21 protein-coding genes and 1 pseudogene are annotated in these 21,303 nt (G+C 64.3%); 10 read left to right on the forward strand and 12 right to left on the reverse strand.

Going from position 1 to position 21,303, the window contains the following annotated elements:
• Positions 1 to 85 precede the first annotated feature (85 nt).
• On the reverse strand, positions 86 to 2,272 hold the full coding sequence (locus tag ACNQPL_RS08660) for a patatin-like phospholipase family protein (protein ID WP_416466455.1): 2,187 nt from the start codon (positions 2,270 to 2,272) through the stop codon (positions 86 to 88).
• Positions 2,273 to 2,339: 67 nt separating this feature from the next.
• Here ACNQPL_RS08660 and ACNQPL_RS08665 point away from each other — a divergent pair, with 67 nt between their 5' ends.
• Positions 2,340 to 2,621 (forward strand): SelT/SelW/SelH family protein, encoded by a 282-nt coding sequence (locus ACNQPL_RS08665; protein ID WP_416466456.1) that lies wholly within the window; start codon positions 2,340 to 2,342, stop codon positions 2,619 to 2,621.
• Here ACNQPL_RS08665 and ACNQPL_RS08670 read toward each other — a convergent pair whose 3' ends face one another.
• The 3 genes from ACNQPL_RS08670 to ACNQPL_RS08680 form a co-directional block, all read right to left on the reverse strand.
• Entirely contained in the window at positions 2,622 to 3,512 is an 891-nt protein-coding gene (locus tag ACNQPL_RS08670; RefSeq protein ID WP_416466458.1) for a DMT family transporter, read from the reverse strand.
• A 93-nt stretch (positions 3,513 to 3,605) separates the two neighbouring features.
• Positions 3,606 to 4,379, reverse strand: a complete 774-nt coding sequence (locus ACNQPL_RS08675; RefSeq protein WP_416466459.1) for an AraC family transcriptional regulator — start codon at positions 4,377 to 4,379, stop codon at positions 3,606 to 3,608.
• 115 nt (positions 4,380 to 4,494) lie between these two features.
• Complete coding sequence (locus ACNQPL_RS08680) at positions 4,495 to 4,806, reverse strand: DUF962 domain-containing protein (RefSeq protein ID WP_346615172.1); 312 nt, start codon at positions 4,804 to 4,806, stop codon at positions 4,495 to 4,497.
• 155 nt (positions 4,807 to 4,961) lie between these two features.
• Here ACNQPL_RS08680 and ACNQPL_RS08685 point away from each other — a divergent pair, with 155 nt between their 5' ends.
• Positions 4,962 to 6,023, forward strand: coding sequence for an AraC family transcriptional regulator (locus ACNQPL_RS08685; RefSeq protein ID WP_346615171.1), 1,062 nt, complete (start codon positions 4,962 to 4,964; stop codon positions 6,021 to 6,023).
• Here ACNQPL_RS08685 and ACNQPL_RS08690 read toward each other — a convergent pair.
• Positions 5,980 to 7,434 (reverse strand): TrkH family potassium uptake protein, encoded by a 1,455-nt coding sequence (locus tag ACNQPL_RS08690; protein ID WP_346615170.1) that lies wholly within the window; start codon positions 7,432 to 7,434, stop codon positions 5,980 to 5,982. The two genes, ACNQPL_RS08685 and ACNQPL_RS08690, sit on opposite strands and share 44 nt — an antisense overlap.
• 101 nt (positions 7,435 to 7,535) lie before the next feature.
• Here ACNQPL_RS08690 and ACNQPL_RS08695 point away from each other — a divergent pair, with 101 nt between their 5' ends.
• Entirely contained in the window at positions 7,536 to 8,093 is a 558-nt protein-coding gene (locus ACNQPL_RS08695; RefSeq protein ID WP_416466460.1) for an NAD(P)H nitroreductase, read from the forward strand.
• Positions 8,094 to 8,239: 146 nt separating this feature from the next.
• On the opposite strand, the gene ACNQPL_RS08700 is transcribed toward ACNQPL_RS08695, so the two are convergent.
• From ACNQPL_RS08700 to ACNQPL_RS08720, 5 genes are all read right to left on the reverse strand, one after another.
• Complete coding sequence (locus ACNQPL_RS08700) at positions 8,240 to 9,580, reverse strand: ATP-binding protein (protein ID WP_416466461.1); 1,341 nt, start codon at positions 9,578 to 9,580, stop codon at positions 8,240 to 8,242.
• A gap of 60 nt (positions 9,581 to 9,640) precedes the next feature.
• Entirely contained in the window at positions 9,641 to 10,057 is a 417-nt protein-coding gene (locus ACNQPL_RS08705; RefSeq protein ID WP_039604113.1) for a Spy/CpxP family protein refolding chaperone, read from the reverse strand.
• A 206-nt stretch (positions 10,058 to 10,263) separates the two neighbouring features.
• Positions 10,264 to 10,941, reverse strand: coding sequence for a response regulator transcription factor (locus ACNQPL_RS08710; RefSeq protein WP_346615167.1), 678 nt, complete (start codon positions 10,939 to 10,941; stop codon positions 10,264 to 10,266).
• Positions 10,942 to 11,019: 78 nt separating this feature from the next.
• Complete coding sequence (locus tag ACNQPL_RS08715) at positions 11,020 to 11,319, reverse strand: YciI family protein (RefSeq protein WP_346615166.1); 300 nt, start codon at positions 11,317 to 11,319, stop codon at positions 11,020 to 11,022.
• A 1-nt stretch (position 11,320) separates the two neighbouring features.
• Positions 11,321 to 11,914, reverse strand: coding sequence for a septation protein A (locus ACNQPL_RS08720; RefSeq protein ID WP_346615165.1), 594 nt, complete (start codon positions 11,912 to 11,914; stop codon positions 11,321 to 11,323).
• Positions 11,915 to 11,982: 68 nt separating this feature from the next.
• On the opposite strand from ACNQPL_RS08720, the gene ACNQPL_RS08725 reads away from it, so the two are divergent.
• From ACNQPL_RS08725 to scpB, 4 genes are all read left to right on the forward strand, one after another.
• Entirely contained in the window at positions 11,983 to 12,843 is an 861-nt protein-coding gene (locus ACNQPL_RS08725; protein ID WP_346615164.1) for a PHP domain-containing protein, read from the forward strand.
• Positions 12,844 to 12,856: 13 nt separating this feature from the next.
• Entirely contained in the window at positions 12,857 to 13,486 is a 630-nt protein-coding gene (locus ACNQPL_RS08730; protein WP_416466462.1) for an L-threonylcarbamoyladenylate synthase, read from the forward strand.
• 125 nt (positions 13,487 to 13,611) lie between these two features.
• Positions 13,612 to 14,337, forward strand: coding sequence for a segregation and condensation protein A (locus tag ACNQPL_RS08735; RefSeq protein ID WP_346615221.1), 726 nt, complete (start codon positions 13,612 to 13,614; stop codon positions 14,335 to 14,337).
• Positions 14,324 to 15,103: an SMC-Scp complex subunit ScpB gene (gene scpB, locus ACNQPL_RS08740; RefSeq protein ID WP_416466463.1), complete on the forward strand. Its 780-nt coding sequence runs from the start codon at positions 14,324 to 14,326 to the stop codon at positions 15,101 to 15,103. Before ACNQPL_RS08735 ends, scpB begins: the two co-directional genes overlap by 14 nt.
• A 79-nt stretch (positions 15,104 to 15,182) precedes the next feature.
• On the opposite strand, the gene ACNQPL_RS08745 is transcribed toward scpB, so the two are convergent.
• Positions 15,183 to 16,529, reverse strand: coding sequence for a class II 3-deoxy-7-phosphoheptulonate synthase (locus tag ACNQPL_RS08745; protein WP_346615161.1), 1,347 nt, complete (start codon positions 16,527 to 16,529; stop codon positions 15,183 to 15,185).
• Between the two features lie 118 nt (positions 16,530 to 16,647).
• On the opposite strand from ACNQPL_RS08745, the gene ACNQPL_RS08750 reads away from it, so the two are divergent.
• Entirely contained in the window at positions 16,648 to 17,403 is a 756-nt protein-coding gene (locus ACNQPL_RS08750; protein ID WP_346615160.1) for a spermidine synthase, read from the forward strand.
• Between the two features lie 502 nt (positions 17,404 to 17,905).
• Positions 17,906 to 19,631: pseudogene (locus tag ACNQPL_RS08755) on the forward strand (DEAD/DEAH box helicase).
• Between the two features lie 144 nt (positions 19,632 to 19,775).
• Here the strand turns inward: ACNQPL_RS08755 and ACNQPL_RS08760 are convergent.
• Positions 19,776 to 20,543 carry a class III extradiol ring-cleavage dioxygenase gene (locus tag ACNQPL_RS08760; protein WP_346615159.1) on the reverse strand — a complete coding sequence of 256 codons (768 nt, stop codon included), beginning with the start codon at positions 20,541 to 20,543 and terminating at the stop codon, positions 19,776 to 19,778.
• Positions 20,544 to 20,644: 101 nt separating this feature from the next.
• Between ACNQPL_RS08760 and ACNQPL_RS08765 the strand changes: the two genes are divergently transcribed.
• Positions 20,645 to 21,295: a thiopurine S-methyltransferase gene (locus tag ACNQPL_RS08765; protein ID WP_346615158.1), complete on the forward strand. Its 651-nt coding sequence runs from the start codon at positions 20,645 to 20,647 to the stop codon at positions 21,293 to 21,295.
• Positions 21,296 to 21,303: the final 8 nt, after the last annotated feature.

Here is a 21,303-nt window from a genome sequence, read left to right on the forward strand (position 1 = left end):
GGGCAAGCCCGCTCCCACAAGGACAGCGCTGAACCTGTGGGAACGGGCTTGCCCCGCGAATGGGGCGCAAAGCGGCCCCTGCGGTTCAGAACGTATGCCCCAGGTTCAGGTACACCGCCTGCTCATGCGCACTGTTGGCCCCATACGTCAGGTTCAGCGGCCCCAACGGCGTGTCCAGCCCCAGGAACACGCTCGCCGCATTGATGTACCCGCTGTCGAATTCATTGTCGTTGTTCCATGCCCGCCCGCGCTCGAGCGAACCACCGACATACAACGGCAGGTCCAACGGCAGGTAGCCCCGCGGTGTCAGGCGCCGGTAATAGACCATACGCAGCAGGCTCACGTTTTGCCCAGACACCGAGTCCTGACGGAAGCCCGAAAGCTCCCGCGCACCGCCCATCACGAAGCTCGACGTGACCACCTCGGTCTGATCCAGCGTGCGCCCGTAGCGCCCGCCGAACACCCAGGTATTCGGCCCGCTGCTGATCGCCTTGTCCAGGTTGAGCAGCCACTGCCGGTAGTTGGCGTCCGAGTCGAGCGATTTGTCGTACTTGCGCAGGGTCAGGCCGATGTCTTCACCACTGTGCGGGAAGTACACGTTGTCGAGGGTGTCGAACGAGTACTTCAGCTCGTAAAACCCTTCGTTGAAACTCACCTTGGGCAAGTCCTGATCGCCGATGCGCACCTCGGCTTCGCCCCACGCCTTGCCCGCGCCCAGGCGCACTTCGCCATAGGTGCCGATCTGGCGGCCGACGTTGACGCCGAAGCCATAGCGCTCCAGGCGGTATTCGGCAACGGGGTCGTTGTCCAGCGTCGCCTCGATGTTCTGTGAACCGATGTCCAGGTAGGGCGCGATGAAGTAGCGCGAGCCCACGTCCAAAGGCTGGTAGAACTCGCTGTAAAGCTCTTGCTGGTCGCCGATCTGCGCGCGTGTCAGCCACTCAGCGCCCAGCTTGTTGATGCCATTGACGCGGTAGCTGGCGCCCAGGTTGAAAGCGCTGTCACCGCGCAGGTCGTCCGACAGGTTCAGGCCCAGGCGCAGGTAGTCGGTACCGCCGCGCTTGCCACGGGCGTTGATCACCAGGGTGTTGTCGTCGCCTTTGTGCACCACGCGGTACTGCACGCGGTCGAAGTAGTCCAGGCCATACAGCGTGCCCATGTCGGTCTGCAGGCGGTCGAGCTCCAGCGGTTCGCCGATCGGCTGGCGGATGTAGTAGCGGATCACGTCGTCGCTGACCTTGGAATCATTCTCCACCCTGATTGCAGTGATGACCGGCGTGCGCTGGTGCGGGGAGCGTGCCACGGCCAGTTCGGCATCGCCTTCGGGTTGGCGCAATGCGGCCAGGCGCGGGTCGAGCAGGCGCGCGGCGCGGTAGCCGGCGTCGATCATGTCGCGGGCGCGGCCGAAATCGGTGACGCCGTAGGCGGCCAGCTGAGGCTGGATCAGGATGTCGTCGCGGTGCAGACTGGCCAGCTGTTCTTCGGAGTTGCGCCGGGTCATCAGGGTGATCGACTGGTTCAGCACGTCGACCACCGTGGCCAGTTGCTTGCGGTCGCGCAGCGGGGTGCCGATGTCGACCACGATGGCCAGGTCAACGCCCATCTCCCGGGCCACGTCCACGGGGATGTTGTCGACCATGCCGCCATCCACCAGCAGCCGGCCGTCCAGTTCGACTGGGGCGAACACCGCAGGGATCGACATGCTGGCGCGGATCACCTGGGGCAGGTGGCCGCGGCTGAACACCACTTTTTCGCCACTGGCGATGTCGGTGGCCACGGCGCGGAACGGGATCGGCAGCTTGTCGAAGTCGCGGGTGTCGGCGGTGTGGGCCAGTTTGCTTTCCAGCAGCAGTGCCAGGTTCTGGCCCTGGATTACGCCCAATGGCAGGCCAAGGCTGCCGTCGTCGCGAAAGCTCAGTTTCTGTTTCACCAGAAAGTCGCGGTCATCCTGCTTGCGCCTGAACGGCACGTCCTTGCGCGGCGGCGCGTCGGAAAGCGCCTGCTGCCAGTCGAGGGTGGTGGCGAGGTGCTCCAGCTCCTCGACGCTGTAGCCGGACGCATACAACCCGCCCACCACCGCACCCATGCTGGTGCCGGCGATGGCATCGATGCGCACGCCCTGTTCCTCCAGGGCCTTGAGCACGCCGATGTGGGCCAGGCCACGGGCGGCGCCGCCAGAGAGCACCAGGCCGACCTTGGGCCGGGTTTGCTCGGCGGCGAGCACGGAGAGGGAGGTGAGCGTCAGCAAAAGGCAGAACAGCAGGCGGCGCATCGTGAGTCTCAAACCGAGGGCGAAAGACCGCTAGTATAAGCGGCCACTTACCTGGAGATCGCTCAGCATGGCAGACAACAAGCCGGAAATAGTCATCACATATTGCACCCAGTGCCAGTGGCTGCTGCGCGCCGCCTGGCTGGCTCAGGAACTGCTCAGTACGTTCTCCGACGATTTGGCCCAGGTGGCGCTACAGCCGGGCACCGGCGGCATCTTTCGCATTACCTGCAACGGCGAGCAAATCTGGGAGCGCAAGGCCGACGGTGGTTTCCCCGAGGCCAAGGTGCTCAAGCAGCGGGTGCGTGACCAGATCGACCCGCAGCGCGACCTGGGCCACAACGACCGCTGATCAGGCCCCCTCGGCGACTGCCGGTCGCTTGGGTGGCTGCTCGGCCGCCAGGCGGCTGGACAAGACGATGGCGAAGATGATCAACGCACCGCCCAGCAGCATGCGCAGGGTCGGCGTTTCGGCGAACACCGCCCAGGCCACGGCAATGCCATAGATCGGCTCCATGCCGAATACGACTGCGGCGGTGCGCGCCTTGATCACCGCCAGGCTGGCGACGAACAGGCTATGGGCAACGCCGGTGCAGAACACCCCGAGCAGCCCGATCCATAGCCAGTCCATCGGCGCTACTGCGCTCAAGCCCGGCGCGGCCACCGGCAGCAGGCACAGGCCGACCACCAGGTTTTGCCATAGGGCGGCCTGCACGGCGGGCAAACGGCCCGAACCTGCGCGGTTGGTCAGCGACAGTAACGAGAACAGCAGGCCCGAAAGCAGTGCCCAGAGCAGGCCGCCGGTGGCTTCGCTGGCCAGGTCGAAGGAAGGCGCCACCAGTACCAGGCCGATGCTCACCAGCACGACCAGGATGGCTTCGTTGCGGCGGATGCGTTCGCGGAACAGCAGCCCTTCGAGGATCACGGTAAAGGCCGGAAAGCTGGCAAAGCCCAAGGTGGCGATGGCCACACCGCCAACTTTCACCGCGACGAAGAAGCTGACCCAGTGCCCGGCCAGCAGCACGCCGCCGAGCAACAGGCGGCGCACGTCCGGGCCGCTGAGGCGCTGCCAGCCCGGGCCGGCCAGGCTGGCGAAGAGGGCCAAGGCGAGCACCGCGAAGGCGGCGCGGCCAAAGACGATGATGGCCGGGCTGGCGCTGGCGGCCAGTTTGCCGAAGACGCCGGTCAGGCCGAAGAATAGCGCGCCGATATGCAGGGCGCCCAGGGCAGTGCGGTGGTTCATGGTGGTCCTTGGATCTGTGTAAGAGCGGGTTTACCCGCGATGAGGCCAGCACAGCCAGTGTAAAGCCCCAGACATACACAGTCTGTCGCCACCCTAGCGTGCCTTATCGCCAGACTCTCGCCGCAGCGCCCCCGGCGTACACCCGAACGCCCGCAGCATCGCCGCCGAAAACGCACTCTGCGAGGCATAACCGACCTGTGCCGCAATTTCACCCATGGGCAACAACGTCTGGGTTAGCAACCGCCGCGCCATGAGCAAACGTCGCTGGCGGACGTAGTCCATCGGCGTCATCGCGCATTCAGCGGTAAACCGCGCATGCAACCGCGCAACCGACAGCCCGGCAATCCGCGCCAGGTCGGCAACCTGCAGCGGATACGCCGCATGCTCCTCGATATGGCTGTCGAACGCCGCATAGGGCAGGCGATGGCTGGGTGTGACGATGGCCGACGCCGTCGGGTTGAGGCTGGCCAGCAGCAGCACTGCACCCTGCCGGGCAATCAGCGGGTCGTCCATCGGGCTTGCCGCCAGCCAGTCCACCAACTGCTGCTGGCGATTGTCCAGGCCCACGGCGGCCGGGCGGTCCAGCAGGCGTTGGCTGGCGTCGGCATGCTCGCCCAGTTGTTCATGCAGCCAGTGCTGGCTCGGTACATCGAGCACCAGGCAATGGCTGCCGGCATCACTGCCGCAGGTGTGATGCGCCCCCGCGGGCACCACCATGAGGCCTTGGCGGTCGATGCGCGCACCGTGCCCCTGCACCTCGAAATCCAGGCGCCCGCGCAAGCCGAACACCAGCTGTGGGTGTTCGTGGCTATGGGCTATCAGGTCTTCGCGGTAGTGGCGCAGCGAAAGTATCGGGCCGGCGGCCATGGTGCGTCCTCGCAGGGCAGGGCACCATTGTGCCGCATTAATGGCAGGCCATCACCGGTCACATCGTTGCCGTCGACGGCGCCGCCGATGTGCTGCGCGAACCTGCCTCGTGCGCCTACAGGCTGATCCTTCCCAGCAGGATGTCGCGGAACATGGCGAAATCGCCGATCAGGCTGTACAGCGGATGCTTGAAGGTCGCCGGCCGGTTCTTCTCGAAAAAGAAATGCCCGACCCAGGCGAAGCCGTAGCCGAACACCGGGACCGCCAACAGCAGCAACCATTTGCCACTGCCGATGGTGTACGCCAGCAGGGCGATGACCAGGCTGGTGCCGACAAAGTGCAGGCGCCGGCAGGTAGGGTTGCTGTGCTCCCCGAGGTAGTAGGGGTAGAACTCGGCAAAACTGCGAAACTGCGCTGTGCTGTTCATGAGCAGTGCTCCGGGATTAACACTTTTTGACAGGATACACGGCGTGGAGCCTGAATCGAGTCTAGAGTCATTGGCGGGGCCGGCCAGTGACAATGGGCGCCAATTGAGTATCCTTCGAGTTCACCGCATGAAGCGGTCAGCATAAGAAGCTTGCCATGAGTGAGAGAACCACGTCAGCCAGCTGGGCATCAGGGATTGTGAAGGCGCTCGAGCTGGAGGGGCTGGATTGCCCGGCCATGTTCAAACAACTCGGCCTGGATTTCGCCGCCCTCGACGACCCGGACGCGCGCTTCCCTCAAGACGCCATGACCCGCCTCTGGCAACTGGCCGTGGAGCTGTCGGGCAACGAAGCCATCGGCCTCAACATGGCGCGGGTGGTGCGGCCGGCGTCCTTCCATGTGGTGGGCTATGCACTGATGTCCAGCCGCACCCTGGCGGAAGGCTTCGAGCGCCTGGTGCGTTATCAGCGCATCATTGCCGAAAGCTCCGACCTGAGTTTCCGCCTGGGCCCTGAAGGCTATTCGCTGATCCTCACCGTGCACGGCGACCACCTGCCACCCACCCGGCACAGCGCCGAAGCCTCGCTGGCCTGTGCGCTGGCGCTGTGCAAGTGGCTCAGCGGGCGGGCCATCCAGCCAAGACGGGTGCTGGTGCAGGGGCCGCAACCAAAAAACGTCGAACCCTACAAAGTGGCATTTCATTCACCGCTGGTGTTCGATGCGCCGCACGATGCACTGGTGTTCGAGCGCGCCGACATGGAGGCGCCGCTGCCGACCGCCAACGAGGCCATGGCCATCCTGCACGACCGTTTTGCCGGGGAATACCTGGCGCGCTTCTCGGAAAGCCGGGTGACCCACCGCGTGCGCCAGGTGCTGTGCCGCATCCTGCCCCAGGGCGAGCCCAAAAGGGAAACCCTGGCCCAGGCGCTGCACCTGTCCCAGCGCACCCTGCAGCGCCGCCTGCAGGAAGAGGGCACCAGCTTTCAGGCGCTGCTCGACGATACGCGGCGCGAGCTGGCCGAACAGTATTTGGCCCAGCCCGGCATGACCCTGCTCGAAACCGCCTATTTGCTGGGCTTCGCCGACCCGAGCAACTTCTACCGTGCCTTCCGCCGCTGGTTTGACGTGACGCCCAGCGAATACCGTGCCCGTATGGGCACGGGCCCCGAAGAGGCTAGTGACGCCAGAACGCCGGCATGCACAACACCAGCACCGTGATGATCTCCAGGCGGCCGAGCAGCATGCCGCCGGCGAGAATCCATTTGGCAGCGTCCGGCAGCGTGGCGTAGTTGCCTGAAGGGCCGATCACTTCGCCCAGGCCCGGGCCGACGCCCGAGACGGTGCCGGCGGCGCCGGTCAGTGCGGTCATCCAGTCCACGCCCAGCAGCGACAGCAGCAAGGCCATCACACAGATGGTGATGGCAAAGAAGAACGAGAAGGTCAGGATCGAGCGCACGATCTCTTCGTCCAGGCGGTGGCCGTTGTACTTCTGCTTGATCACCGCGCGTGGGTGAATCAGCTGGTTGAGGCTGGCCTTGAGCAGGATATAGGCCACCTGGAAGCGGAAGATCTTGATGCCACCGGCGGTGGAACCGGAACAGCCACCGACGAAGCCCAGGTAGAAGAACAGCATCAGCGAGAAGTTACCCCACAGGCTGTAATCGCCCAGGGCAAAGCCCGTGGTGGTGACCACCGAGGTCACGTTCAGCGCCACGTGGCGCAAGGCATCCAGCCAGTGCAGGTTGGTGGTGGCCCAGTACCAGGTGCCCAGCACCAGCCAGGTGACCACCAGCATGCCGAGCAGCCCCTGCACCTGCTGGTCGCGGATCAGCGCCTTGCGGTTGCCGCGCATAGTGGCCACGTACAAGGTGAACGGCAGGCTGCCGAGGATCATCACCACCACGGCGACCCAGTGCACGGCCGGGATGTCCCATTTCGCCAGCGACTGGTCAGAGGTCGAGAAACCCCCGGTGGAAATCGCCGACATGGCGTGGTTGATGGCATCGAACGGACTCATGCCGGCCCACCAGAAGGCCAGTGCGCCGAGTACCGAAAAACCGACGTACACGCCGACGATCGACTTGGCGACCATGTGCGAGCGGGGCATGACCTTTTCCGAACGGTCCGATGATTCTGTCTGGAACAGGCGCATGCCACCGATGCGCAGCAGCGGCAGAATCGCCACCGCCATGGCGATGAAGCCGATACCGCCGAGCCAGTGCAGCATCGAGCGCCACATCAGGATGCCGGGTGACATGTTGTCCAGCCCGCTGAGCACCGTGGCGCCGGTGGCGGTGATGCCGGACATGCTTTCGAAGAAGGCGTCGGTGTAGCTGATGTGCTGGGTGAGCAGGAAGGGCAGGGCGGCGAACACGCACACCACCAGCCAGCTGCTGACGGTCAGCAAATACATGTCGCGCGGGCGCAGGTGCACATGCTCGGGGCGGCCCTGGACCACCATCAGCAGGCCGGCGACGAAGGTGATCAGGCTGGCCCAGAGGAACGACGGCATGTCGCCTGTGCGTTCGAAGATCACCAGGGTCGCCATGGGCACGACCATGCTCACCGCCAGGGTGATCAGGAAGATGCCGATGATGAAACCAATGATCCGTAAGGTCGGCAACGCCATGTGATCTGCTCTGACTCTGAACGAAGGGCGCCATTCTACCTATGGGTCTGGTGATGTAAACGCTAGAATGGCCGCACATTCACCTGCCAGGAGGGTAGCCGATGGAGGCTCTCGACGCATTGCTCAACCGTGTTTCCGTGCCACGCCTGACCGAACCTGCGCCCAACGAGGCCCAGCGCGAGGCGTTGTTCCAGGCAGCGCTGCGCGCGCCGGACCACGGCCAGCTGCGGCCATGGCGCTTCCTGACCATAGAAGGCCAGGGTCGCGAAAAGCTTGGTGAGCTGTTTGCCGAAGCGGTGCAGCACAAGGGCGATGCCAGCCAGGCTGCACTGGACAAGGCCCGCGCCATGCCGCTGCGTGCACCGCTGCTGATCGTGGTGATTGCCAAGCTGCAGGACCACTTCAAGGTACCCAAGTCGGAGCAGCGCCTGGCGGCCGGGTGTGCAGCGCATGGCATTCTGATTGCGGCGCATGCCCAGGGGATTGGCGCGGTGTGGCGGACTGGGGACATGGCGTTCGATGCGCATGTGCACAAGGGGCTGGGGCTGGGCGAGAACGAGGAGTTGATCGGTTACCTGTATGTCGGCACACCGGTGAACGAGCCGCGCACGGCGCCGGTGCTGGAGACTGCCGAGTTCGTTAGCGTCTGGGGCGAGTAACGCAAGGGCCGCTGTGCGGCCCAATCGCCGGCAAGCCGGCTCCCACAGGTGTAGCGCAATGCTGAAACCTGTGGTGATTCTGTGGGAGCCGGCTTGTCGTGGCGACGAACCGCGGCGATTGGGCTGCACCGCAGCCCCCTTCGAATTCAGCTGCCAATCTCCACTACCAGTGGCAATTCCAATCGAGCCACAAACCCACCCTGCGGGTGATTCCCCAGCACCAGGCTGCCGCCATGCCGCTCGGCCGCCTTGCGCGCAATTGCCAGGCCCAGGCCATGCCCCGCCGCATCCTGCCCCGGCGCCCGGAAGAACGGCTCGCCGAGTTGCGCCAGGTACTCGGCTGACACGCCTGGCCCATGGTCACGCACGCTTACGATGATCCGTTCCTGCTCACGCTCGGCACGCACCTCGATCGGCTGCCCCGCGGGGTTGAAGCGCAGGGCATTGCGCAGCAGGTTATCCACCGCGCGTTCGATCAGCGTCGGCCAGCCTTGCAGGGTCAGGCCCGGTTGCGCCTCCAGGCGTACCTCCTGCTCCGGCGCGCTGAGCTGGGCGTCTTTGCGCACGCTGCCCAGCAGGGCGTTGAGGTCGACAGGTTCGGCATGGGGCTGCTCGGCATCGACCCGGGCCAGGGTGAGGATTTCGCTGATCAGGTCTTCCAGGCGGTCGCATTCGCGGGTCAGGCGCGGCCACAGGGCCTGGCGCTGCTCGGCTTCGGCGCGTTCGGCCAGGGCCAGGGCGATACGCAGGCGCGCCAGCGGGGAGCGCAGTTCGTGGGACACGTCGCGCAGCAACTGCCGTTGGCTGCCGATCAGGCTCTGCAGGCGGGCGCCCATCTTGTTGAAGTCCTTGGCCAGCACGCCGAACTCGTCACGCCGGGCGGCCAGCCGGGCCAGGCTGTTCTGCTGGTAGCTGGCCTGGCCAAGGTCGTGCACCGCACCGCGCAGGCGGCTGAGCGGGCGGGTAATGGACAGGGTCACCAGCAGGCTGAACAGGGTGAGTACCACCAAGGCAATGCCTAACGCACTCAGCGGCCAGAGCAGGCTCTCGCGGTGCCAGGCGTCCAGTTCAGGGTGCGGTATACGGTAGATCAACAGGTAGGTTTCGCCGCTGTCGGGGCTGGTGTACTCCTCGGTCAGGCGGCGCCACGGCAGGCGGCGTTCGTCATTGTGCTGGCGCGCCTCGAAGGCGGCGGCGCGGCGCGGGAAGGTGCCGGGCACCACGGCATCGCCGCTTTCGTCGAGCACCTGCACGTCGATCTTGAAGCGCTGCTTGCGGCGTTCGAGGAACTGCTGCGCCGACTCCAGGCCTTCCTGCTCATAGTGCTTGGCCCAGTGGCTGGCCAGGGTGTTGAGGCCTGGGTGGCGGCTGAGAATCCAGGCGTCCTGGTTGAGCATGTGGCCCAGCAGGATCGACAGGCCTGCGACCAGGGTGATAGCCAGCCAGAAGCTGGCCAGGATGCGCCAGAACAGAGAACGCAAGAGCACCTCCTGTAAACGGGAAAAGCCCGGCCCGCTTGTGGGCGGGCCGGGCGTTGGGGGGACAGCTTACTGGGCCTTGCCGGCTTTTTCAGCTTTCCAGGCCTGGAATTCCTTCCATTCAGCCTTGCGCGCTTCACGCGCTTTCTGCAGTTCGTCGAACTTCTTCTGCTGCTCGGGCTTGAGCAGTGCGCGCACCTGGCTGTCGGTCTTGTCGTGGCTGGCCTTGAGCTCGTCCTTCATGGCCTTCTGGTCGGCGGCTGGCAGTTTGGCCAGGTAGCGTTCGGTGATGTCGCGGCGGTTTTTCATCTGGTCGCCCATCAGCTTGCCGATCTGTTGGCGCTGATCGCGGCTCAGGTCCAGTTGGGCGAAAGGCGCGTCACCGCGATGATGCGGGCCGTCGTGACGCGGGCCGCCTTCTGGCATGGCCATGGCCACGGTCGGCAGAGCAGCGGCGAACATCAGGGCGATTAGGGTCTTGCGCATGGTGTCTCTCCTGTCATGGGCCGGTGGTTACCGGATGAGCTCAGTCTAGGGAGATCAAGGTCAAGCGCAGTCAGCGGAGGGTAAAGGCTCGGTAAAGATGGCCAGGGCCGCACCGCGCGCCATCGCCGCGGTTCGTCGCCACGACAAGCCAGCCCCCACAAGTACTCCATGGGCTGAAAAAGCGGCGTAGTGCGGCCCCGTCAACCTTACAGGCTGTAGTAATAACCGCGGCTGCGCAGCGCAACGATGCGCGGGCGGCCATCGGCGTGCGGGCCGACCTTCTTGCGCAGGTTGCTGACGTGCATGTCCAGGCTGCGGTCGTAAAGGGTCAGCTTGCGGCCCAAGCCGATTTGCGCCAGTTCCTGTTTGTCCAGCGGCTCGCCCGGCTGGCGCAGCAGCGCTTCGAGGATGCGGCTTTCCGAGAGGGTCAGGCTCATCTCGCGGCCATCGATGCTGACCACGCCGCGCACCGGGCTGAAGGCCAGGTCGCCGATCTCGACTTGTGTGGTGGTGGCAGTCGGGTGGCTGCGGCGCAGTACGGCGCGCAGGCGGGCGGTGAGTTCGCGCGGGTCGCAGGGCTTGGCCAGGTAATCGTCGGCGCCCAGTTCCAGGCCCAGAATGCGGTCTAGCGGCTCGCCGCGGGCCGACAGCATCAGCACCGGCAATTCGGCATGGTCGCTGCGCAACTGCTTGAGCAGCTCGAGGCCGCTGCCATCGGGCAGCATCACGTCGAGCACCACGGCCGCTGGCGCTTGTTCGGCCAACGCCTTGCGCGCGCTCTGGCCATCGTGGCAGGCACGTACAACGAAACCTTCCTGGGTCAGCCAGCTGCCGAGCAGCTCGCAGAGTTCCTGGTCATCATCAATCAGTAACAGCTCGCTCATGACTCACTCAATTCAAATCGACGGCGTCTGACGCGCTCGCCAGTGGCAAAGATACCGCAGACGCCGAGAATTTATCGATCAGGGCAGAACTTGCTTGAATGGCTTGACGATCACCTTGTCGTACACGCCCGCCGCAATGTACGGGTCGGCGTCGGCCCAGGCCTGGGCAGCGGCCAGCGAATCGAACTCGGCGACGATCAGGCTGCCGCTGAAACCGGCAGCGCCTGGGTCGTTGCTGTCGATGGCCGGGTGCGGCCCGGCCAGCACCACACGGCCTTCGGCCTTGAGTTGCTGCAGGCGCTCGATGTGTGCCGGGCGTGCGGCCAGGCGGTTTTCCAGGGAATTCGCGACGTCGCTGGCAATGATGGCGTAAAGCATGTCAATCCTTGGTCTTGGTGGTGGAAGGGTCGTCGTGCAGGTGACGCGACAGGTACACGCCCTGCGCCACGAGGAAGAGCACGGTCATGCCCAGGCTGCCGAACACTTTGAAGTCGACCCAGAACGCCTGGAAGGTGAACGCAACGAACAGGTTGGCCGCGCCGCAGAACAGGAAGAACGCGATCCAGGCCACGTTCAGGCGGGTCCAGATGGCATCGGGCAGGGTCAGGGCGTGGCCCATGATGCGTTTGATAAGCACCCGGTCGCCAATGAAGTGGCTGCCGGCAAAGCCCAGGGCGAACAGCCAGTTCACCACGGGTGCTTTCCATTTGAGGAAGGTTTCGCTGTGGAAGGTCAGGGTCAGGCCGCCGAACACCAGGCAGGCGATCAGGGTCAGCCACTGGCCTTTCTCCAGCTTGCGCTGGCGCAGGAACAGCGCGCCATACACCACCAGCGAACTGATGATGAGCATTGCCGTGGCGCTGTAGATGCCGCCGAATTCGAAGCTGTGGCCAGCCACTTCCACCGGGCGCGGGTCGAGCTTGTAGGTGATGAAGAACAGCAGCAGCGGGATGAAATCGATGAATTGTTTCACAATGGCAGCCAGAAAACGGGATGTGACGGCATAATAACAAACATCGATTACAGCGGTAGCGCTCCTCCATGAATGTTGATCTGCACTGTCACAGCACGGCCTCCGACGGCGCCCTGTCGCCCACGGCCCTTGTCACCCGGGCCCATGAGCACGGGGTGCAGACCTTGGCACTGACCGACCATGACACCCTCGAAGGCTTGGCCGAGGCCCGCCAGGCCTGCGCCGAGCGCGGCATGCGCTGGGTCAGCGGGGTGGAACTGTCGTGCACCTGGGGTGGCGCGACCATCCATGTGTTGGGTTACGACTTCCCGCTGGATGCACCGCCGCTGCTCGAAGCGATCGAGTCGCTGCACCGTGGCCGCTGGTTGCGCGCCGAGGAAATCGACAAACGGCTGGCCGCCAAAGGCATGCCCGGCACCCTCGACGGCGCCCGCGCCGTGCAACAGGAACTTGGCGACAGCGGTAACGCCCCGGCGCGCCCGCATTTTGCCGAATACCTGGTGCGCGCCGGCCACGTCAAGGACCGTGGTGAAGCCTTCCGCAAGTGGCTGGGTGCCGGCAAGCTCGGTGACGTCAAACTGCACTGGCCGACCCTGGAGGAAACCGTCGCCACGCTTCGGCGGTCCAAAGCCTGGGTGAGCCTGGCCCATCCGATGCATTACGATCTGACCCGCAGCAAGCGCAGACGGCTGATTGCCAACTATATTGAGGCAGGCGGGCAGGCGCTTGAAGTGGTCAACGGGATGATGCCGGCAGAGCAGGTGGGCACGATGTCCATCCTCACCCGTGAGTTCGGCCTGCTGGCAAGCGCTGGCAGCGATTTCCACGGCCCCGGCACCTGGGGCGAGATCGGTGCCTACCGGCCATTGCCTGAGGATCTGCCACCTCTGTGGCGCCGATTCAGCCATGAACAGCCTATGGCGATATGAACAGGAAGACTTCGTGAGCCAATTTTTCCAGATTCATGCGGAAAACCCGCAAGCGCGCCTGATCCAACAGGCCGTTGAAATCATTCGCAAGGGCGGCGTCGTGGTGTACCCCACCGACTCGGCCTACGCGCTGGGCTGCCAGATCGGTGACAAGGCGGCCATCGAACGGGTGCGCCGCCTGCGCGGCCTGGACAAGACCCACAATTTCACCCTGATGTGCTGCGACATGTCGCAGCTGGGGCTGTACGCCAAGGTCGATACCGGCACGTTCCGCCTGCTCAAGGCCCATGTGCCGGGCCCGTACACCTTCATCCTCAACGGCACCCGTGAGGTGCCGCGGCTGCTTCTGCATGAAAAGCGCCGTACCATCGGCCTGCGCGTGCCCTCCAACCCGATCGTGCTGGCGCTGCTCGAAGAGCTGGGCGAGCCGTTGATGAGTGTGAGTTTGATCTTGCCGGGCGACGAAGAACCCATGACCGACCCGTACGAGATCCGTCAGCGCCTGGAGCACCATGTCGACCTGATCATCGATGGCGGCTTCGGCGACCTCAAGGCGTCCACCATCATCGACCTGACCGGCGATGAACCTGTACTGGTCCGCGAAGGCTGCGGCGACCCTTCACCGTTTCTGGTCGGCGCGTGAGCCAGGTGGATGCCCCTGAGGCACCGAGCATCGATGCTGAATTGCCGCAACAGTTGCAGTTGGCCCTGGTCTACGGCGAAGCCCTGACCGAAATGCCGGTGGACCTGTACATTCCGCCGGACGCGCTGGAAGTCATCCTCGAAGCGTTCGAGGGCCCGCTCGACCTGTTGCTGTACCTGATCCGCAAGCAGAACATCGACATCCTCGACATCCCGGTGGCGGAGATTACCCGCCAGTACATGGGCTATGTGGAGTTGATGAAAAGCGTGCGCCTGGAGCTGGCCGCCGAGTACCTGGTGATGGCCGCCATGCTCGCCGAGATCAAGTCGCGCATGCTGTTGCCGCGCTCTGCCGAAATCGAGGAAGAAGAAGGCGACCCACGTGCCGAACTGATCCGCCGCTTGCAGGAGTACGAACGCTTCAAGGCCGCCGCCGAGGGCATCGACGAACTGCCACGGGTCGGCCGCGATGTGGTCGTGCCACGCCTGGAAGCGCCCCAGGCCAAGGTGCGCAAGCTGCTGCCCCAGGTCAGCCTGGAAGAGCTGCTGGTGTCCATGGCCGAGGTCATGCGCCGCAACGACCTGTTCGAAAGCCACCAGATCACCCGCGAGACGTTGTCCACCCGCGAGCGCATGAGCGAAGTGCTGGAGCGCCTCAAGGGCGGTGGTTTTGTGCCCTTCGTCGAGCTGTTCGCGGCCGAGGAGGGCAAGTTGGGTGTGGTGGTGACGTTCATGGCGATTCTGGAGCTGGTCAAAGAGTCGCTGATCGAACTGGTGCAGAATGAGCCTTTCGCCGCGATCCATGTCCGGGTGCGTGCCGAGCCTGTCGAAGAATTTGATGAATCTGAATGAACCCCGCGACCTGGCGTCGCTGATCGAAGCCTTTCTGCTGGCCTCGGGCAAACCGCAATCCCTCGAACGCCTGTACGAGTTGTTCGAGGAGGCCGAGCGCCCCGAGCCGAAAGTTTTCAAGAAGGCCCTGGAAGTGCTCGGCAAGTCCTGCGCCGGCCGTGCCTTCGAACTCAAGGAAGTCGCCAGCGGCTACCGGCTGCAGATACGCGAAAACTATGCCCCGTGGGTAGGCCGCCTGTGGGAAGAACGCCCGCAGCGCTATTCCCGTGCGCTGCTCGAGACCATGGCGTTGATCGCCTACCGGCAACCGATTACCCGTGGCGAGATCGAGGATGTGCGGGGGGTGGCGGTCAACAGCAATATCATCAAGACCCTCATCGAGCGTGAGTGGATACGTGTGGTCGGCTACCGCGAGGTGCCCGGGCGGCCAGCGATGTTCGCCACCACCCGGGCGTTTCTCGACCACTTCAATCTCAAGAGCCTCGACGAGCTCCCGGCGTTGGCCGAGCTGCGCGAAATGGAACCCGAACCTGAGCCGTTGCTCGACCCGGACGATGCCCCGGTGCCGGCGCACTTGCAGGCATTGGCCGATGCCAGCCTGGATGACGCAGAGGAGGGTGCCGAGCCGAAGGAGGAGACCAGCTTCCGCAGCCTGCTGGTGGAGCTGGATGCCATGGAGGAGGGGCTGAAGACCGACTTCGAGGACCTGCGCGACGATGAAGTGGAGCCTGAAGCCTCCGTGGAGAGCGCGGGCAAGTTGCCGTAACCGACCTACCTGCAGGCCTGCCAGTGCCCGCGCATGAGCTGCCCGCGTTGCGAAGGCAGCCCGTTGCGTCAGGGTTTGCTCAGCGTCGCACCTGCTTGAGTGTTTCGGCAATCAGGAAGGCCAGTTCCAGTGACTGGTCGGCGTTCATGCGTGGGTCGCAGTGGGTGTGGTAGCGGTCTGACAACGCATCTTCGGTAATCGGTCGCGCGCCGCCGATGCATTCGGTAACGTTCTGCCCGGTCATCTCGATATGGATGCCGCCGGCATGGCTGCCCTCGGCCTGGTGCACCTGGAAGAACTGCTTCACTTCATCGAGGATCTGCGCAAAATCGCGCGTCTTGTAGCCGCTGCTGGCCTTGATGGTGTTGCCGTGCATCGGGTCCGAGCTCCACAGTACCTTGCGCCCCTCGCGCTCGACGGTGCGGATCAGCCCCGGCAGGTGCTCGCCCACCTTGCCGGCGCCCATGCGCACGATCAGGTTGAGGCGGCCGGGGTCGTTACTCGGGTTGAGGGTGTCGATCAGGCGGATCAGTTCTTCAGGGTTCATGCTCGGGCCGACCTTGACCCCGATCGGGTTGTGCACGCCGCGCAGGAACTCCACGTGGGCACCGTCGAGCTGGCGGGTGCGGTCGCCGATCCACAGCATGTGCGCCGAGCAGTCGTAGTAATCGCCGGTCAGGCTGTCCTGGCGCACGAAGGCTTCTTCGTAGTTGAGCAGCAACGCCTCGTGGGCGGTGAAGAAGCTGGTTTCGCGCAATTGCGGGGCGCTGTCCAGGCCGCAGGCGCGCATGAACGCCAGGGTTTCGTCGATGCGGTTGGCCAGTTGGTGGTACTTGTCGGCCAGCGCCGAGTTGGCGATGAAGTCGAGGTTCCACTTGTGCACCTGGTGCAGGTCGGCGAAACCGCCCTGGGCAAAGGCGCGCAGCAGGTTGAGGCTGGCGGTGGCCTGGTGGTAGGCCTGCAGCAGGCGGTCTGGATCGGGGATGCGGCTTTTTTCATCGAAGCCGATGCCGTTGACGATGTCGCCGCGGTAGGCCGGCAGGGTGACGTTGCCAATGGTTTCGTCACCCGACGAGCGCGGCTTGGCGAACTGCCCGGCCATGCGCCCCACCTTGACCACCGGGCAGCCGGCGGCAAAGGTCATGACGATGGCCATCTGCAGCAGGACCTTGAAGGTGTCGCGGATCTTTGCGGCGGAAAACTCGGCGAAGCTCTCGGCGCAGTCGCCGCCCTGCAACAGGAAGGCGCGGCCTTCGGTGACCTCGGCAAACTGCCGGCGCAGCTCGCGCGCCTCCCCGGCGAACACCAGCGGCGGGTAGCTGGCCAGGGTCTGCTCGACCTTGAGCAGATGCGCGGCATCAGGGTAGGTCGGTTGCTGCTGGATCGGCAGGGCACGCCAGCTGTCAGGGCTCCACGGTCGGTTCATCACAGGCTCGGTATTGTCGGTTATAGGCTGTCTGCCATGGTAACAGTTGGCGCTGAGCTTGTTGCATCGAGGGTGTTGACGGACAATGCGCGTTTTTGCGCAGGCAGGTGGCAGGTACATGGCGACGGAGCGGGAAGAGCGGCTGCTGGCTCGGGTCGAGGATGCCTTTGGCGTCATCAGCGTGTACGAGGTGGATGACTACCGCTTTCTCGAGTTTGGCGATGCCATCGAGCAGAGCTGCGTGTTCACCGCCGACCCCAGCTGGCTGGAGTACGACTACACCCGCGCGATGCTGGTGGGCGCGTTGTGCCACGAGCAGCCCGAGAGCGCGCTGTTTCTTGGCTTGGGTGCAGGCACCCTGACCCAGGCCTGCATGAGGTTTCTGCCGCTGGACGACATCGAGGCCATCGAGCTGCGCCCGGACGTGCCGCGCCTTGCCATGGAGTACCTGGGCCTGGACGACGACCCGCGCCTTTATGTGCGCGTCGGCGATGCCCTGGAGCTGCTGCCCACGGCGGAAAAAGCCGACCTGCTGTTCGTCGACCTGTACACCGACCACGGGCCGGGCATCGGGCACCTGGCCTGGACCTTCCTGGAAAACTGCCAGAAGCAGCTCAACCCCGGGGGCTGGCTGGTGATCAACCAGTGGGCCGGGGATGACGGCAGGCCGCTGGGCGCGGCGCTGTTGCGCGGGCTGTACCACCGGCATTACTGGGAACTGCCGGTGAAGGAGGGCAATGTGATCCTGCTGGTGCCGGCGGACCTTGAGCAAACACTGGACCTGGACGGCGTGCGAGCGCGGGCCGAGGCACTGGCGCCGCAATTGGGTTATAGCCTTGAGGCGTTGATCCGGGTGATTCGGCCGGCTACCTGAAGACCGCAAACCGGCTTTCATAGAACAAACGCTAACTTACTGATTTGGCGGGGATCCTGTAGGAGCGGCTTCAGCCGCGAACACCGGCGAAGCCGGTGCCATCCACCGCGGCGCCTGCTTCGCGGCTGAAACTCCTCCCACAGGAATTACGTCGGCCTCCCCAAAATGTGAGGCAGTTTTCCGCAACGTTCTCGCCTTGCCTGTGGGCGCCGGCATAATCACCCGGGCATTAACGTTTCAGCCCGTGTTGCTTGATGGCCCTGTACTGGCAGTTCAGAGCGAAAATTTTCCTCACCCCTTCTGTTAATTCGGGTATAGTACGCGCCGGTCTTTTAGCGGACCTCAAAATCAGGTGGTGCAAATCCTCCGAGTCCAGCTTCGGCTGCACGTCCGCTAGGCGGACCTTCCCAAGTTTTTCTTTTTCAATCGTTTTCGCAAATCCCCGCCGCCAAAGCTGCCTGGGTGACCTTCTGGTCTTTCAAGGCATGTGCAGCTTTGGAGCATGGGTCTTTGCGGATGCACCTAGAGGCAGACCCATGACCCAGGAAACCGGCGGATTCGCCGCTCTCGATCTCAATCCGAATATCGTTGCAGCTGTCGTAGCCACTGGCTATGAAGAGCCGTCCGCTATTCAGCATCAGTCGATCCCGATCATCCTCGCCGGTCACGACATGATCGGCCAGGCGCAGACTGGCACCGGCAAGACCGCTGCCTTCGCCCTGCCGATCCTCAACAAGATCGACGTGAGCAAGCGCGAACCGCAAGCCCTGATCCTGGCGCCAACCCGTGAGTTGGCGCTGCAAGTCGCTACCGCTTTCGAAACCTACGCCAAGCAAATGCCAGGCGTTAACGTGGTAGCTGTATACGGCGGTGCCCCGATGGGCCCGCAACTGCGTGCCATCCGTAACGGCGCGCAAATCGTCGTCGCTACCCCAGGCCGTCTGTGCGACCACCTGCGTCGCGACGAGAAAGTGCTGTCGACCGTACAGTACCTGGTACTGGACGAAGCCGACGAAATGCTCAAGCTGGGCTTCATGGACGACCTCGAAGTGATCTTCGATGCCATCCCGGCCAGCCGCCAGACCGTACTGTTCTCCGCAACCCTGCCGTCGTCGATCCGCTCGATCGCCGAACGTCACCTGCGCGAACCGAAGCACGTCAAGATCCAGAGCAAGACCCAGACCGTTACCGCGATCGACCAGGCCCACCTGATGGTCCATGCCGACCAGAAGATCCCGGCTGTTCTGCGTCTGCTGGAAGTGGAAGAGTTCGACGCGCTGATCGCCTTCGTGCGTACCAAGCAAGCCACCCTGGACCTGGCCGCCGCGCTGGAAGCCAAAGGCTACAAGGCTGCCGCGCTGAACGGTGACATCGCCCAGAACCAGCGTGAGCGCGTCATCGACTCGCTCAAGGATGGCCGCCTGGACATCGTCGTCGCTACCGACGTCGCTGCCCGTGGTCTGGACGTACCGCGCATCACTCACGTGTTCAACGTCGATATGCCGTACGACCCCGAGTCCTACGTTCACCGTATCGGCCGTACTGGCCGTGCCGGTCGCGAAGGCCGTGCGCTGCTGCTGGTCACCCCGCGTGAGCGCCGCATGCTGCAGGTCATCGAGCGTGTTACCGGTCAGAAGGTTGCCGAAGCGCGCCTGCCGAACGCTCAAGCGGTGCTGGATGCACGCATCAAGAAGCTGACTTCGAGCCTGGCGCCGCTGGTTGCCGACGCCGAAGCCACTCATGGTGAGCTGCTGGATCGTCTGACTGCTGACCTGGGCTGCAGCCCACGCGCCCTGGCCTCGGCCCTGCTGCGCAAAGCCACCAACGGCCAGGCGCTGGACCTGGCTGCCGTAGAGCGTGAGCAGCCGCTGGTTCCGGGCTTTGCGCCACGTGGCGAGCGCACCGAGCGTCCTGACCGTGGCGAGCGCAGTGACCGTGGCGGCGACCGTGGTGACCGTGAGCGTCGTGCGCCAATGCCGCTGGCCGAAGGCCGTGTGCGTTGCCGTACCGCCCTGGGTGCCCGCGACGGCATCGCCGCCAAGAACCTGCTGGGTGCGATCCTCAATGAGGGTGGCCTGGCCCGTGATGCGATCGGCCGCATCCAGGTTCGCGACAGCTTCAGCCTGATCGAGCTGCCCGAAGACGGCCTCGAGCGCCTGCTGTCCAAGCTCAAGGACACCCGCGTGGCCGGCAAGCAGCTGAAGCTGCGTCGCTACCGCGAGGATTGATCCTGGCGCAATAAAAAATCCCCGGCCCAGGCCGGGGATTTTTTTTGCCTGAACTGGCCCATTCGCGGGGCAAGCCCGCTCCCACAAGCACCGCGAAGACTGGGACATATTTGTGGGAGCGGGCTTGCCCCGCGAAGAGGCCCTTCAGTCGAACCTATAAATATCCATCCCCAGCGCGCCGAGGGTGAAGCCTTGGTGGACGATACTGAATTTGTCACCAGCCCCAAGCGCAAAGAACAGCGGCAAGAAGTGCTCGTCACTGGGGTGGTTGCGAGCGGCAAAGGGCGCCTGCCGCTGAAAGTCCAGCAGCGCAGCCTGATCATCATCACCCAGTTTTTCCACCACCCAATCGCGAAACGCCAACGCCCACGGTTCGATCACATCGGGCCCGGCATGCCAGTCAAGCTCGCCCAGGTTATGCGTGATGCTCCCGGAGCCTATCAGCAGGATGCCCTCGTCACGCAGCCCCGCCAGTGCTTGGCCGACCTCGAGTTGCAGCTCAGGGCCACCGTGGCTTGGCAGCGAAACCTGGATCACGGGAATGTTCGCATCCGGATACATCAGCGACAGCGGCACCCACGCCCCGTGGTCGAACGGCCGTTGAGCGTCCAGGCGCGCCGCCAGCCCGGCAGCGTTCAGCAGTGCCTCGACCCTGCCTGCCACTGCGGGCTCCCCCGGCGCCGGGTACTGCACTGCATAGAGCGCAGCGGGGAAACCATGGAAGTCGTGCCAGGTTTGTGGTTTTGCGCCCCCGGTCACCAGCAGTTCGCGGCTCTCCCAATGCGCCGACACCACCACGATTGCCTTCGGGCGGGGCAGGCCATTTGCCAGCCGGGCCAAAGCCGGCCCGCTGGCACCCGGTTGCAGGGCGAGCATGGGGGAGCCGTGGGAGATGAACAGGCTGGGCAGCATGGTGGTGTCCTGAAGGTTAAGATGCAGTCATCTTCGATCAGTCAAAGATCGATATCCAATATAAGATTTTTGCGCAATCCATCGAAAAACCAGGAGGAAACATGGAGCCGGCGTTTTGGCATCGAAAGTGGGCCGACAACCAGATCGGCTTTCACCAGGCTGAGGCCAGCCCTTATCTGCAACGCTATTGGCCAGCACTCGGGTTGGCAGTGGGCAGCCGTGTCTTGGTGCCGCTATGTGGCAAGAGCCTGGACCTGGCCTGGCTGGCAGGGCAGGGGCACAGGGTGCTGGGCGTCGAGCTGTCGCGGCGGGCGGTGGAGGATTTCTTCCTGGAGCATGGGCTGGCTGCGCAGGTGTCCCAGCATGGCGCCTTCGAGGTGTGGCGCAGTGGTGATGTTGAGCTGTGGTGCGGCGATGTCTTCGCCTTGCAGGCCGAGGACGTAGCGGACTGTGCGGGGCTGTATGACCGTGCAGCCTTGATTGCACTGCCAGCGCCGATGCGTGAGCGTTACAAGGCGATGCTTACGACGCTGATGCCGGTTGGAGGCAAGGGCATGCTGGTGACGCTTGATTACGACCAGGCGCTGTTGGCCGGGCCGCCGTTTTCGGTGGGGGATGCCGAAGTTAGCCAGGGCTTTGCTGGTTGGAGGATTGAAGCGCTGGAGGCTAATGAGCTGATCGACGAAAGCCCGAAGTTCCAGCAGGCCGGCATAACGAGCCTGCTGGAGCGGGTTTATCGCTTGCACGTCTGACAAAAAGA

Origin of the sequence: Pseudomonas sp. LFS044 (assembly GCF_047978245.1) — a bacterium.
Lineage (GTDB): Bacteria > Pseudomonadota > Gammaproteobacteria > Pseudomonadales > Pseudomonadaceae > Aquipseudomonas.